General features: G+C 57.0%; 13 protein-coding genes and 1 tRNA gene. 7 read left to right on the forward strand and 7 right to left on the reverse strand.

Annotated elements, in window-relative coordinates:
• The first annotated feature begins 196 nt into the window (after window positions 1-196).
• Together ABRP88_RS02595 and ABRP88_RS02600 are read left to right on the forward strand one after the other, a co-directional pair.
• On the forward strand, window positions 197-925 hold the full coding sequence (locus ABRP88_RS02595; protein WP_284771031.1) for an ABC transporter ATP-binding protein: 729 nt from the start codon (window positions 197-199) through the stop codon (window positions 923-925).
• On the forward strand, window positions 926-3469 hold the full coding sequence (locus tag ABRP88_RS02600; protein WP_349836046.1) for an ABC transporter permease: 2544 nt from the start codon (window positions 926-928) through the stop codon (window positions 3467-3469).
• Here the strand turns inward: ABRP88_RS02600 and ABRP88_RS02605 are convergent.
• The 4 genes from ABRP88_RS02605 to ABRP88_RS02620 form a co-directional block, all read right to left on the reverse strand.
• Window positions 3466-5601, reverse strand: coding sequence for a bifunctional lysylphosphatidylglycerol flippase/synthetase MprF (locus ABRP88_RS02605; RefSeq protein ID WP_349836048.1), 2136 nt, complete (start codon window positions 5599-5601; stop codon window positions 3466-3468). The genes ABRP88_RS02600 and ABRP88_RS02605 overlap by 4 nt on opposite strands.
• On the reverse strand, window positions 5588-6787 hold the full coding sequence (locus tag ABRP88_RS02610; RefSeq protein WP_284771034.1) for an alpha/beta hydrolase: 1200 nt from the start codon (window positions 6785-6787) through the stop codon (window positions 5588-5590). Before ABRP88_RS02610 ends, ABRP88_RS02605 begins: the two co-directional genes overlap by 14 nt.
• Window positions 6788-6849: 62 nt before the next feature.
• The gene (locus ABRP88_RS02615; RefSeq protein ID WP_239270136.1) at window positions 6850-7209 is read right to left on the reverse strand and encodes a fluoride efflux transporter FluC; all 360 of its coding nucleotides are present in this window, start codon (window positions 7207-7209) and stop codon (window positions 6850-6852) included.
• Window positions 7206-7508, reverse strand: a complete 303-nt coding sequence (locus tag ABRP88_RS02620) for a fluoride efflux transporter family protein (protein ID WP_239270137.1) — start codon at window positions 7506-7508, stop codon at window positions 7206-7208. Before ABRP88_RS02620 ends, ABRP88_RS02615 begins: the two co-directional genes overlap by 4 nt.
• A gap of 85 nt (window positions 7509-7593) precedes the next feature.
• On the opposite strand from ABRP88_RS02620, the gene ABRP88_RS02625 reads away from it, so the two are divergent.
• The 4 genes from ABRP88_RS02625 (at window position 7594) to ABRP88_RS02640 (ending at window position 9957) form a co-directional block, all read left to right on the forward strand.
• Window positions 7594-8040, forward strand: coding sequence for a MauE/DoxX family redox-associated membrane protein (locus tag ABRP88_RS02625; protein ID WP_284771035.1), 447 nt, complete (start codon window positions 7594-7596; stop codon window positions 8038-8040).
• A gap of 53 nt (window positions 8041-8093) precedes the next feature.
• A complete protein-coding gene (locus tag ABRP88_RS02630; protein WP_284771036.1) occupies window positions 8094-8810 on the forward strand; it encodes a DsbA family protein in 717 nt (238 codons plus the stop codon).
• Between the two features lie 76 nt (window positions 8811-8886).
• A tRNA-Ala gene (locus tag ABRP88_RS02635) sits at window positions 8887-8959 on the forward strand.
• Window positions 8960-9120: 161 nt separating this feature from the next.
• Entirely contained in the window at window positions 9121-9957 is an 837-nt protein-coding gene (locus tag ABRP88_RS02640) for a cutinase family protein (protein ID WP_284783332.1), read from the forward strand.
• 61 nt (window positions 9958-10018) lie between these two features.
• Here the strand turns inward: ABRP88_RS02640 and ABRP88_RS02645 are convergent, their stop codons facing one another.
• Window positions 10019-10816, reverse strand: a complete 798-nt coding sequence (locus ABRP88_RS02645) for a GDSL-type esterase/lipase family protein (protein ID WP_284783333.1) — start codon at window positions 10814-10816, stop codon at window positions 10019-10021.
• A 44-nt stretch (window positions 10817-10860) separates the two neighbouring features.
• Entirely contained in the window at window positions 10861-11706 is an 846-nt protein-coding gene (locus tag ABRP88_RS02650) for a GDSL-type esterase/lipase family protein (RefSeq protein ID WP_284771039.1), read from the reverse strand.
• Between the two features lie 167 nt (window positions 11707-11873).
• Here ABRP88_RS02650 and ABRP88_RS02655 point away from each other — a divergent pair, with 167 nt between their 5' ends.
• The gene (locus ABRP88_RS02655) at window positions 11874-12611 is read left to right on the forward strand and encodes a fructosamine kinase family protein (RefSeq protein ID WP_284771040.1); all 738 of its coding nucleotides are present in this window, start codon (window positions 11874-11876) and stop codon (window positions 12609-12611) included.
• Here the strand turns inward: ABRP88_RS02655 and nadE are convergent.
• Window positions 12608-13429 carry an NAD(+) synthase gene (gene nadE / locus ABRP88_RS02660; protein ID WP_349836050.1) on the reverse strand — a complete coding sequence of 274 codons (822 nt, stop codon included), beginning with the start codon at window positions 13427-13429 and terminating at the stop codon, window positions 12608-12610. The two genes, ABRP88_RS02655 and nadE, sit on opposite strands and share 4 nt — an antisense overlap.
• Window positions 13430-13447: the final 18 nt, after the last annotated feature.

Here is a 13447-nt window from a genome sequence, read left to right on the forward strand (position 1 = left end):
AACACACACTGGCACTACACCTGGAAACAATTCCTCACACACAAAAGAAACAAACACAACAACAAAAAATAAGAACCACCAACCCAGCACCACCACACCAGTGCGCCCAATTCAGCCCATGGGATGATGGGACGCAGCGAATGAGCGGGTTACTATGTAGAAAGGTAATTTCCCATTTACAAGGAGAACACGCTTTATGACTGATGCCGCGGCACGCGCCGTTGACTTGTTTAAACAATACGGAAGCGATGACACAGCCGTTATCGCCCTTGATCACGTGTCCATCGAGTTTGGAAAGAACCAATTCACGGCCATTATGGGCCCCTCGGGTTCGGGCAAGTCGACGTTGATGCACACGATGGCAGGCTTAGACTCTGCTACTTCTGGTTCGGCGTTCATCGGGGATACCGATATGTCTCATCTCAATGACAAAGACATTACGGCGCTGCGCCGTGATCGCCTGGGATTCATTTTCCAGTCTTTCAACTTGGTTCCTACCTTGACGGCTGCGGAAAACATTTCGCTGCCGACGGACATTGCAGGTAAGGACGTCGACAAGCAATGGTTTGAAGAAGTCACCCGCCGCTTGGGGCTGGCGGAGCGTTTGGAGCACCGTCCGGCGGAATTGTCTGGTGGTCAGCAGCAGCGTGTGGCATGTGCTCGCGCTTTAGTGTCGCGGCCGGAGATTATTTTTGGAGATGAGCCTACGGGTAACTTGGACTCCAATTCTTCGGCTGAGGTGCTGGATATTCTGCGCACTGCGGTGGATCAGGATGACCAGACTGTGGTTATTGTGACGCATGATGCCAAGGCGGCGTCTTATGCTGATCGCGTAGTTTTCCTTGCTGACGGCAAGCTCGTTAACGAACTGCAGGATCCGACGATGGAGGCCATTCACAATGTAATGGCAGAGATTGAGGGTTAAATGGCACGCGGAAACGCAATGCGCAGGGTGTCCGTGCGCAATATTTTGGCGCATAAGTTGCGCCTTGGGCTGACAATTTTGGCGGTGGTTTTAGGCACCGCCTTTATTGCTGGCTCTTTCATGTTCACTAACTCTTTGAAGGCTACTTTTGATTCCGCGGTGGATAACCAATTCCGCGGTGTAGACGCAGTAGTTAGTGAGAACGATGATAGTGACCAGAAGCTGGATGAAGTGCTGCGCCAACAGCTGCTTGATGATCCCGCGGTTAAAAACATCAACGTCGCTGACTCGCAGACCGTGGTTGTTGCCGATGAAAATTCGGAGGCTTTCCAAACCCAAAGTGGTACTGCGAGCGTTGTGCCGTATTACCCCGCGGATAAAACCGTCGGTGGATCTAGTGAGCTGGTTGAAGGCGATGAGCCAAAAGCCATAGATGAGGTAACGATCAATTCCTCTGCTGCGGAGAAATACGATATTTCCGTTGGCCAGAAGCTTTTGGTGGTTCATCCGGATAGCCAGGATGAGGTTAGGGTCACAGGCATCGTGGAGCCGCCGGTGGAGCAGGGCGATAGCATCGAGCTGCGGATGGGCGAGGTTGATTACCTAGGACGATTTGGTGATCCCTCCCAGCTGAAGGTCTCTGCCGCTGATGGCGTAGATGCGAATGCGCTTGTCGATGACCTCAATGACAAGTTCGACATCAAAGCCGAGTCCGGCGAGCGTCTGGCAGAGCAAACCAGTGAAGCAATGACTGAGGCCTTGAAGTTTGTGAACTACTTCCTCGTTGCCTTTGGTCTTATCGCCTTGTTGGTGGGTACCTTTATTATTGCCAATACGTTTTCCATGATCGTGGCCCAGCGCATTAAGGAGTTTGCTCTGCTGCGCGCTTTGGGCGCTTCGCGTCGCCAGATCACCAATTCTGTTGTGGTGGAATCTGTCATCGTTGGCGTACTGGGTTCCATCGTCGGTGTTCTTGCCGGCGTGGGATTAGTCGCTGTTATCAAGGCAATTATGGGCGCCAACGGTATGGACATCGGCGGCGGCTTGGGCTTGAGTGTTGCGGCCGTGGTGGTCCCCATTATTTTGGGCACGATTGTCACCGTGGTCTCCGCGTGGGCTCCTGCGCGGCGCGCGGGTGCTGTGGAACCGGTCGAGGCGATGCGCACGACGGAGTCTGCCTCCGGCTCTTCTTTAAAGGTCCGCACGATTTTCGGTGCGATCCTCATGATCGGCGGTATTATTGCGGCGTTTGCGGGCGTGCTTAGCGATGCCGAAACGAACGTCCGCGCCATTCTCGTCGGCCTCGGCGCCGTCGGAGTAATTATTGGTTTCTTCCTGGCTGGGCCCGCGCTCTCTTTGCCACTGGTGCCAACACTGGGCAAGGCTATTGGTGCGCCTTTCGGGTCCATCGGCAAGCTGGCTGCTACTAACTCGCGGCGTAACCCGCGCCGCACCGCCGCTACGGCCTTTGCCCTAACCCTGGGTGTGGCATTGGTCACGAGCATCGGCATGCTGGGGCAGACGATGAAGGCTTCCATCTCGGATACGGTGGACCAAACTATTACATCGGACTATATTTTGTCCGGTCCAAGCTCCGGAAGCTTCCCGACGCCGAAGGAAACCGGTGCGCGTGCCGCAGAGGCAGACGGTGTGGATAAGGTCATTACCGTTGGCTCGGCCCCGGTTGCCGTGGACGGTCAGGCCTCCTTGGACTTTGGCGCCGGCGGTTTGTTCACCGTGACGGTAGATGCTGACCCGACCGCGATGCTGGCGATGAACATGGTGGAAGGCGATGCCAATATTGAAGGTGGCTTTGCCGCCACAGAAGACTTCGCCAAAGAAAATGGCTGGAAGGTAGGAGAAACCTACGAGGTCACCGGAAGCGAACCAGGCAAGACCGCGGAAGCGAAACTGGTCGGTACCTTTGAGCCCATCGAGACCATTCAAAATATGGTGGTTTCGCAGGACGTGGCAGAACAGGTCGCCGCTGACGGTGAATTCTCCGTGCAGATGGTGGGCGTATTAGGCCAAGAAGGCTATGACAAGGAAGAGTTGCGCCAGAACCTCGAGGATGCTGTCAAGGATCTCGTGGTGGTACAGGTCAATACCGGTAAGGAATATGCGGGTCAGGCTGCTGGCTTCATTGACCAGATGCTGGCCATTCTCTACGGTCTTCTTGCACTAGCCGTGATCATCGCGGTACTGGGCATTGTCAATACCTTGACCTTGGGCGTTATCGAGCGCCGCCAGGAGATCGGCATGTTGCGTGCGGTGGGTACGCAGCGCCGCCAAATTCGCAGGATGATCACTCTGGAGTCGGTCCAGATTTCGCTTTTCGGCGCAATCATGGGCATTCTCATTGGCCTCGGCTTGGGGTGGTCCTTCATTGAGATCTTGAATGATCAGGGCCTTGGCGGCGCCGAGGTTCCGTGGGGCATGTTGGTAACCATGCTGCTGGGATCCGCAGTTGTGGGCATCATTGCAGCGGTATGGCCATCGCAACGCGCGGCAAAGACGCCGCCGCTGGAGGCGATTGCGGATTAATGCCTGGATATCCAGGCCTTGACCGCATCCGTGGTCTTGAGGTCTGGAAGGTAGGCGTGCATCGTCGCTAGACCGATATTAGGAAGTTTCAGCTCGTCGTCGTAGCACAGGAACCATGGGTGCTCTTCGGGCTGGAACTTCTTTTTGCTTGCCGCCAGGCTGTGGAATCCGTAGAAGGGCTCGACCTCATTGCCTAGGCGCTGCAAGAGATTGTCGAGCCAGGAGGGCGACGGTGCTTGCCCGGCCAGAGGGGCGCCGGATAAGGAGATCCAGGTAGAGCCCTCGGAGTGTGCGATGAGCAAGGCTTCTGAGATGAGCAGTTCCATAACTCCCTTGAAACCGTGCTCGTTGCGGCGCATGACGTCGAGGGTATAGCCCGCGATGGAGCCGTTTTCGAAGACAGGCATCCAGCTGGTGACGCCGTGGAGGGTGCCGTCCTGGGCTTCGGCAAGCAGCAGGCGAGTGCCGGGGACCTTCATCTCTTCTAGCCCGCCTAAGGTAAATCCCATTTCGGGCAGCGCCTTTTCTGCTACCCATTCCTCGCTGAGCGCGGTGATCTTGGCGATGGTGGTCAGGTCGAGTTCAGCCCAACTGGTCCAGCGGGTGCGAATTCCTTCCTTGGTTGCTTTATTGCGGGCGGTGCGCACGTTCTGGAATTTCTTTCCCTTGAACTCTGTGCGGCAGGGCAAGACGGCCTCTTCGGCAACGTGGACGCGCTTGAGTTCTGGGTGGGCGGCGGCGAAGTCCGCGTTGACGGAATACCAAGCCACGGACCAACCCTGGTTGGAGGCGAAGGTGGCGAATTCGGTGCTGATATCGCGGCCCACGGGTGTGCCTAGGGTGAGGGCGACGCCGTTGGAGACGCGGTAGGCCACGTAGGAATCGCCGTGGAAGAAGTAGCGGTTGGATTTCCACAGGGTCATAAAGGAGAGGTGGTCGCCCGTGCCGGATTCGAGCAAGCGGCGCGCTATGCGGAGATCTGCCTCGTTCGCTGGATCGGTGGGCCGGGAGAAGCCGCGATACAGGCGGAAAGCGACAAAGATCCAGAAGGTATTTCCTATCCACTCGTAGAAGAACCAGGCGAGGGAGGACGTGGGGATTACGTGGTGGGGAAGTATCAAGGCCACCACGGTGGGCAGGAAGCGCAGCGGGGTTTCCGCGAGCACGTTCGGCAGCGGGGCGTGCAGCTGAGCGATGAGAATCCAAAGCACCGATCCGCATGCGGCGATGCCGGCGCTTAAAAGAGCTGTACGCAGGAGGTAGGCGCGGTTTTCGTGGGTGGGAAATAGCCGCCGGTTAATGAGCAGGATTGCGAGCACGGTAAGCCAAGGCAGCATGACGGGGATGAGCTCGGGGAGGAAAGACAGCCTATAGGTGAGCAGGGCAAGGGCCGCTACCTGCGATAAGACTGCGAGCCACCAGGCGGTGATGCGCCCGCGCACGAGGCCGAAGCAAAAGACAAGTTGCAGGATGAGCGGCAGCAGGTTGGCTACCACGGGCCCGATTCCGCGGCTATCTTGCCAGAGCAGGCGCGTGACATCGGAAAATGGGCCTTGCGCCAACGGATCCAGGGCGATGAAGGCGGGGCCTATCGCAACGCAGGCGACGCAGACGGCGATGAGCACGCGTTGTTCGCGGACGGTCGGCGTACCGGGTGCGGGTTTGGCGAGCAGCTGGCCGGCGGCGATGGATAGGGCGGCGGTAGTGATACCGAGGACATCGGAAAGCGCGCCCGCGTACAGCACGTACGTGGCGGTCAGGGAAAGAATGGAAATTCGGAGGCGGCGGCGCCACAGGCGGGGCATGAACGCGGAGGCGAACCCGGCCGCGCCTACGATGAATCCAATCGGACTGAGGAAGTCGGTGCTATTGGGCCAGTGCTTGGCGATGCCCAGCGTTATCGGCACTCCAATCGCCGTCGCCGCCAGCCCGGTGGTGAGGGTATAGGTGGAACCGAGGAGCCACTCGGCCGGGGCGAGCCAGGTGGCGATGAGCACGGTAATGATGATGGAAGCACCCGGGTGAGCGGTGGTGAGCGCAAGCCACGGTTTGAGGGGAAAATCGACGAGGTGTAGCGACCACATGATGGCCAGCAGAGCGATGGAAACGGGAAGCTTTTTAAGAATGGACATTGTTAATCCCATCGAACGGATCTGTTTCTACCTTGATGCCGCCGCGGGCAGCGGCCCAAGCAAAGGATTCGCGTAGCGCGGGGCGCCAGACCTGGAAGGAGTGCCCACCCGGCCGCGTGCCGTAATAGGTTTTCATTCCGGCTGCCCGAGCTTTATCTGATAGCGAGCGCAGGGCGTTGACGGATGCGGCATCGTCATCACCGGCGATGAAGATGGCCTGAAGGTTGTCGTAGCGGTTGCGCTCCAAGAGGTAGGCGGGGTCTTGGTTGTTATAGGCGGATTCATCGCCGTGGAAAAACTTATTAACGGTGGCGGAATGGTTGCCAATGGTCGGCTCGGCCTCGCCGGAGATATCGATAACGGAGCCGTAGGCATTCGGATGGGTGGTAGCTATTTGCAGCGCGCAGGTGCCGCCGTAACTTAGCCCGCCAACGGTCCAGGTGTGCTGATCGTTGTTGACTTGGAACTTTGACTTTATATCTTTGGGAACATCGCGGGTGAGGTAGGTCATGACTTGGGCGACATCGCTATCGGCGCAGATGGGGTTCGCGGTCTCGGAACCGGTGGCATCGACGGCGATGACGATGGGGCTGCGCCCGCCATTGGCCGCTTGGAATTGATCGGCGGTTTCGTCCGCTTCGCCCGAACCAAACCATTGATCCGGGCCGCCGGGGTTGCCGTGGAGAAGGACCAGAACCGGGAGGTTGTGATCCGTCCAGTATGCAGGCGGGATATACGCGGTGGCGGTGCGCGCGGAGAAGTGGGACGTTGCGCTGGGCAGATCGACGTGGACGAGGGCGGCGCCGGAATGGGTGGTGGTGAACTCGTCATAGTCCATTTCCTTCGCCACAGGGCGCGGGTCGAGGGAGCCGACGTCTGGATAGGTTTGATATTCCATATTGACTAGCCCGACGGTGGCCAAGAGGGAAAAGATTCCCACCACGACCGTGATCACCTTGGGCCTGCGCAGGAGTGCGGCCAAGGGAACTACCGCGGCTAGATAGATGTGCCAGGGTACTTCCCAGTGCCGGAGGAAGAACCACCCAATGGCGCAGAGGACGAGGGCGAAAAGTATCGGCCAGATTTTCTTTTGGGTGATAACAACGATCGCCGCTACCGCGAGGATGAGGAGGAATATGACGCCGTTGACGGGCTCGGCCAATGGCAGGTTCATAAAGAAGTTCACACAGAGAAATCGTAGGCCTGCGCTGGTCCAATCTATCTAGGAGCGAGCTGGGAATTGCGTACCTAGATCCCGTGATAGATAAGTCCAGCCCACATCACCCCGCGCCAGGCTAAAACCACTCCGATCCCGATGGTCCAAAAGAGGTATTTGCATAGGGGCCACCATTGCCGCTGTTTGACCATTTCCCCTAGCTCTTTCGCCATGGTGGACCAGGTGGAAAGTCCACCGGCGAGGCCGAGGGCGAAGAGGGGATGGGTGAAGGGGGCATCGGCAAGCTGCGAAAAGCCCACCGCCAAGCCAAAAACCAAGGAGCCCAGGATATTGGATACGAAGGTGCAATACGGCGAGGGCAGCAGGCGGGTAAAACCGTAGCGCGCCGCGCCGCCGAGAAAACCGCCGATAAGGACGAAGAGCAGGTTCATCGCAGCTTATCCCCAGCGAGGTAGGCGGCGGTGCAGCCCACGAGCGTGGCCGCGACATAGGCCAGGGCGATGCTCCAGTGGGAATCTGCGGTGAAGAAAGCAAAGCCAGCAAAGCTGGTAAAACCGCCCAAGAATCCGGTGCCCCAGAAAGGCCCGGGGCGGGTATATCCCATCAGCGCGCTGCCGACGATGTTGAGGATAAGCAGCGGGATCAGCCCGCCGCCGAGCGCGATAGTTAAGAGATAGCGGGCACCGGCGCCGAGCGCGGCACCGGACCCGGCGATGAGGAAGTGCGGCATGGGGCCCATCATAGTGGGCGAAGTCTCAGGAAAAGCACAGGGCATTGTATCTGAAAAAGGGAGGTTAAACGCTAAACTAACTGGCGTGAACAAGACGTTTGATGTGGTGAGCTTTATTGCTCGCTTTGGCATGGCCGCGGTGTGGATCATCGCCGGCGTAGAGAAGATGGCCCACCCGCTGGACACCATGCAATCTATCGAGGCCTATGAGATTTTCACGCCCGAATGGTCTGGGTATTTGGTCCAGCTCATTGGCCCGCTAGAGCTGGTGGGCGGAATGCTCCTTCTGCTGGGGATTTTCCTCCGCGAGTCCTCCAAAGTTGCGGCCGTGGTCATGGTGCTTTTCATGGTCGGCATTCTCCAGGCATGGCTGCGTGGGCTGGACATCGATTGCGGGTGCTTTGGTGCTGGTGATGCTGCTGCGGAGCCCGGCATGAACTACGGGCTGACGCTGCTTCGCGATGCCGCCTTCCTCGCCCTTACCGCATGGACCATCAAACGCCCGTTCACGAAATTTGCGCTCCACCCGTAGTGGTGGGCACAGTAGGTTGAAAGAGTCCGAAAGTATCAACAGGCAAGGTTTAAATGAGCAAAGTAAGTGACCCAAATGCCAAGTCTGGCAATGGTTTCATCTGGGGCGTCGGCGTCCTCCTCGTTATTATCGCCGTGGTCATTGGCTACATCGTGTGGAATGGCAAGCAAGCCAATGAAATCGAGGTCAATATGTCCATGGACTATAAGGACAACGCGATTACCCTGAAGTCCGATGCGGCCAATGACGATACTCCAGAAGTAGATCTCTACGAAGACTTCTCCTGCCCCCACTGCGCGGAGTTGGCGGAAAGCACCGATGAGGAGATGAAGCAGGCGATTGAGGATGGCAAGCTGGTCGTCCACGTGCGCACACTGAATTTCTTGGACAAGGTGCGTGATGAAAACAATGATGGCTACTCCACTAAGGCTGCGGCAGCCTTGTCGGAACTAGCTAAGTCCGGCGATGTGAAGACCTACTGGAATTTGCGCGACTACATGATGCAGAACCAGCAGAGCGTTGCCACCAAGTGGGACATCGAGGACATCGCTGACCAAGCGAAGGAGCTCGGCGCCGAGGATGCCGTGGTTGATTCCATCAAGAACGTGGATATCGAGCAAGGTAATAAGGTTGGCAAGGCAAACTCAGACAAGCTGAAAAAGGAAACCGACTCCGTTTCCTCGCCGCGCGTTGTCCAAAACGGCAAGGATATTCCGGATAAGGATTCTGGTCAGTCTTTGAATGACTGGGTAGACGTCGCCACCAAGTAGCAGGCGATTTGGTGAGTTAAATACTCGCCATGTATATTCATACGAGTTGCGGCCCACAGGGTTGCACCTCGTATATGGGGCTATGGCGCAGCTGGTAGCGCACCACACTGGCAGTGTGGGGGTCACGGGTTCGAATCCCGTTAGCTCCACAATATAGTGTCCCGAGGCATCGTTGAAGAACGGTGACTCGGGATTTTTTATGCGAAAACACGTCTGGTTCACCGTGTGTTGGTGGTGTCGCCTGTTAACAAAGAATCATGTAATGTAACCCGTGTAAACCGTTGGAACCTTTTTGAAAATGGGAAATCATATGGATCTTACTGTGAAAGCTGCGGCTGCTGGCGCAATCTCTGCAGCCGCACTTGCACTTTCTGCTCCCGCCGCCACTGCGGCGATTCCTGGGAACCCAATGTCTGCTCCGACGTGTGCTAATCAGCAGGTCGTTTTTGTTCCTGGCGGAGCGAATACTATTCCGTCAGCACCTTCGGATGTTCCGCACGGTCTGATTACCGGACAGATGGGCGTAAAGCTCGGACTCCAGCCGGATACGAACGCCACCTTTGTGGGCTACCAGGCCTTCCCATTTGCTGTGTCGAAATATTCTGACTCTTCTAACGAAGGATATAACCGCACGGCAGCTAAGATCCAGCAAATCCAGAATGATTGCCCGAATAGTAAGATTTCCTTGGTCGGCTACTCCGAGGGAGCAGATATTTCCGCACGCATCATCAACGATGCAGCGCACGGGCGCGGACCACTTGATAAAGATAGGTTTGCATCTGCAGCCCTCTATGCCAACCCGTATCAAGGCGGTAATGGTGCTGCGCAGTATCACGATGACATGTCCAATGCGACCGGCGCGCTAGGCCACCTCGACGGTGGGTACGGCGAACTGGGGGCTGACGTGCTTGAGGTTTGCAACCCGCAGGATATTATTTGTAACTACCCACAGGAATATCTGGGATTGGTATCCCCGTCCATGGAAGTGGACGCGGTACACGGCAAGCTTCCTCTGCAGCAGATCGTAGGTGAGGCTGCGCAGCATGGCCCAATGGATAATATAAACCTGTTGCGCGGACAACTTGCGCACCTGCAGTACGGTGGTGCTGAATTTCAGGCAGGCATCGATTGGATCAATAACCACTAACCAGAAAACTCATAAAAATATCCCGCATAGTTCAAAACTATGCGGGATATTTTCTTCCTACTTACTGCAGAGCGTGGCCGATGAACTGGCCATAAGCTGCGGTGCCGTGGGCATTAAGGTGCAGTGGTAGGTTGCCGGGAGCTGGTGGTACTGGGTCAACGAGGTTAACCCACCAGCGGTCTGGGGAGCACATGTCATGTCCTTCAGATATGGGCTGTGCATCTAAGAATGTTGCGCCGTTTTGCTCGGACACTTCGCGCAGGGTGTTTTGCAGGCGCTGCTCTGTATCAGAGACGGCTGCGATAGGCAGGGGAATGATCGAAGAGGTCAGGCAAGTGGTGTTCTCCCGGGTAATGTGCGGGTAACCTACGACAGTCACCTTGGCATTTGGCGCATGTTGGTGGGCTATATCGAGTGCACTGCGGAGACCACCGCGAATCGCACGGTCGGAAGCCTCGATATCCGATTTGTAGGGGTAAGTGTCATTTGCGCCGGCAACGATGACGACATTTTTGGTCTCGTGGTTGAGGTTGCCGTCTTCTGCTGCCTTTCGGAGAGAATTATCGACGTGAATACCGCCAGTGGCTAAAGAGGCACCTGCGCATTGGTACTGGTCAACGTGTGCACCGGAAACATTGTTCATCTCAGTGGCAATGGCGTTATCGGTAACGCAACCTACTCCGGTATTGGCCTTCTTATGTGCCTTGTTCAGTGCATGGTCGGTGAAGGTTGGGTTGGCTACAATACTGTCACCAACGAGAACAGTGTTTCCTGGGACTGCAGCTGTGCCAACGGTACTCGTGCCCACAAGCGCTGTGATGAAAGTAGCAGCTGCGGCGAGCTTATTAATACGCTTCACTTTTACTCCGCGTTTATTTTCTGGGAATAGGGGAGGGGTAGGGCCTAGTTCCTTAGACCATTGGTAATAATACCTGCCATTCCTGTGTGCCCTACATCAGTTGGGTGCATAGGCATCACGGAAGGAGCCGTGGGGGTCTTAGCAATGACAGCCCACCGGTGGTTGGTATCCGGCTGGCAAGGATCGTGCGTTTTCGCTTGGTTGTGTAGATCGATGAAGTTCACGCCAAGGGAGTCTGCGGCACGTCCGATTTCGCGGTTGAACTCTTCTTCGGCGCCAGTAACACCAGGGATGGACAGTGGCAGCTGCATCCGGTCGTCATTGATCACACAGAGGGTGTCATTAACCGTCATCGGGATGTAGTTGACCATTGTGATGCGGGCATTCGGGGCGACGGACCGAATTTTATCGAATTGTGCGGTCAGTAATCCGCGGTAGGTTGAGCCCTTAGGGATATTTGGGGCGGCGGCGTTAGCCAGTGCATCGACATAGGAGCCAGGCTGTAAGCCGCCATACATGAAGGCGACTTCTTTCGTATCGGGGCCGATATTTCCGGTACGGATCGCGTGTTCGACGTGGGCAGCTACCCAATAACTGGTTCCGTTGCATGTGTAGTCCGCAAGGCTGTGGCCGAGATTCCGGGCGGTTTGGTGTGGCCAGTTGTGGGTGTCATTGCCACACGTGTGGACTGGAATACCAGGGATAGAGAAGGGGCTGACTGCTGCGCGGTCCCCAGGGGCGCCGCCGTTAGCGGAAAAAGAGTCGCCGAAAGTGACCATTTCCTTTCCGTGGGGCTCTGCTGCGTTGGCAGACTGGGCCATCGTCAAGGCGGCACCAAGTGCGAGGAGACCACCGGCGATCTTCTTTTTAATACTGTTAATTCCGATCATAGTTATCCTTTTCAATTCGAGAGAGACAATTTACCATTCGGTAAATGCTTTATATGCAGCATCTTAGTGCGCCGTAGGCCAATAAACTAAATGGTAAAAGCTGTCAATTAGGGTGTGGGATATGTAATCACTTTTCCGTCCTAACCTGGTGTGCTACTGAAGCGGTTATGCTGGTCAATATGCAGACCTTTGCGAAGCAAGTAAGCGATAAAGACCAAGCTGGTGCTGAGGCTGCCGGCCTCCGGTGGTTGGGTGAAGCCACGGATGCGGTAGCCACAGTAATTAGCGCCGACGACAAGGAAATCGTTACAGAACGCATCAACGAGGTAGTGCCCACTTCAGAGGCCGCGCGAAAATTTGGTGCAGAGCTCGCGCGCGTGCACCGCGCTGGGGCGCCGGCCTTTGGCAGTGCGCCGGAGGGGTGGGAAGGCAAAAACTTCATCGGCACCATCGAGCAGGAGTGCACGCCCACCGATAACTGGGGTGAATTCTATGCCCAGCAGCGCGTGCTGCCCTTTGCGGAGCCGGCCGGAATAAGTACCGCGCAAAGGGACTTGGTTAAGCGCGCTTGCGATGCGATCGCCGCCCGCAGCTGGGATGTGGCCCCCGCACGCATCCACGGTGACCTGTGGGCGGGCAACCTGCTTTTCGATGCCCAGGGTGGCATCATGATCGACCCCGCCGCTCACGGCGGACATCCCCACACGGATTTGGGCATGTTGGCGCTATTCGGCGCGCCCTATATAGAGGAAATCTTCCGCGGCTATGGGGCGCCGCAGGATATTGAGACCTGGATTCCCATGCACCAACTGCACCCACTGGCAGTACACGCGCTCACCCACGGCTCGGCGTATAACCGGCCGCTAGAGCGCGCGGCGCTCGCCACGCTAGAGGCGCTGGCTTAGCTGGTTGGACCCTGTGGCATCTGGCGCTTATGGCCACCTCGGTGCCACAAGGTTTCGATGCGTTCGCGGGAGGCATCGGGAACCGCCTTGCCCTCTAAGTAGTCATCGATGTGGGCGTAGGTGACGCCGAGCGCCTCTTCATCGGGAAGCTGCGGTTTATCGTCTTCCAAATCCGCGGTAGGGACCTTGGACCACGTGGACTCTGGCGCACCTAAGTGCTTGAGCAATGCCGCGCCTTGGCGCTTATTTAGCCCGGCCAAAGGGAGGAGATCCGCTGCGCCATCGCCCCACTTGGTATAGAACGCGGTGACGTTTTCGGCTGCGTGATCCGTACCTACAACCAGCGCGCCCACCTCGCCGGCGATGGCATATTGCGCGGTCATGCGCAGGCGCGCCTTGGCATTGCCGCGATTGAAATCATTCAAGGAATCTTGGTTCACCGCGCGCGCCACTTCTTGGCTCAGCGCCGCGGTGGCCGGCTGAATATCAACGGTGACCCGGTGATCGGGGTGGATGAAATCAAGGGCGATCTGGGCATCGTCCTCATCGGCCTGCGTGCCGTGGGGCAGGCGTACGGCCCAAAAATCGGCGCCTTCTACCCGCTCTACTGCCATCTGGGCGAGCTTTCCCGCCAAGGTGGAATCCTGGCCGCCGGAAATGCCTAGCACGTAGCCTTTGGCACGGGTCAGTTCCAAGTATTCCGCGAGGAAATCTACGCGGCGGGCAACTTCCTCTTCTGGATCGATAAAGGGGCGTACATCCAGCTGTTTTATGATGGATTGTTGCAAGTTTTCGGCATCGGGTGACATGACGTTCATCGTAGTCTCCTGACACAA

This window comes from Corynebacterium sp. KPL2734 (assembly GCF_040225595.1).
GTDB lineage: Bacteria > Actinomycetota > Actinomycetes > Mycobacteriales > Mycobacteriaceae > Corynebacterium > Corynebacterium rhinophilum.

Bases quoted from the DNA above. Each gene is read 5' to 3' on its own strand.
- ABRP88_RS02620 (WP_239270137.1), bottom strand. From the start codon at position 7,508: ATGCCGCACTTCCTCATCGCCGGGTCCGGTGCCGCGCTCGGCGCCGGT.
- ABRP88_RS02595 (WP_284771031.1), top strand. From the start codon at position 197: ATGACTGATGCCGCGGCACGCGCCGTTGACTTGTTTAAACAATACGGA.
- ABRP88_RS02630 (WP_284771036.1), top strand. From the start codon at position 8,094: ATGAGCAAAGTAAGTGACCCAAATGCCAAGTCTGGCAATGGTTTCATC.
- ABRP88_RS02605 (WP_349836048.1), bottom strand. From the start codon at position 5,601: ATGTCCATTCTTAAAAAGCTTCCCGTTTCCATCGCTCTGCTGGCCATC.
- ABRP88_RS02650 (WP_284771039.1), bottom strand. From the start codon at position 11,706: ATGATCGGAATTAACAGTATTAAAAAGAAGATCGCCGGTGGTCTCCTC.
- ABRP88_RS02615 (WP_239270136.1), bottom strand. From the start codon at position 7,209: ATGAACCTGCTCTTCGTCCTTATCGGCGGTTTTCTCGGCGGCGCGGCG.
- ABRP88_RS02640 (WP_284783332.1), top strand. From the start codon at position 9,121: ATGGATCTTACTGTGAAAGCTGCGGCTGCTGGCGCAATCTCTGCAGCC.
- ABRP88_RS02655 (WP_284771040.1), top strand. From the start codon at position 11,874: ATGCTGGTCAATATGCAGACCTTTGCGAAGCAAGTAAGCGATAAAGAC.
- ABRP88_RS02600 (WP_349836046.1), top strand. From the start codon at position 926: ATGGCACGCGGAAACGCAATGCGCAGGGTGTCCGTGCGCAATATTTTG.
- nadE (WP_349836050.1), bottom strand. From the start codon at position 13,429: ATGAACGTCATGTCACCCGATGCCGAAAACTTGCAACAATCCATCATA.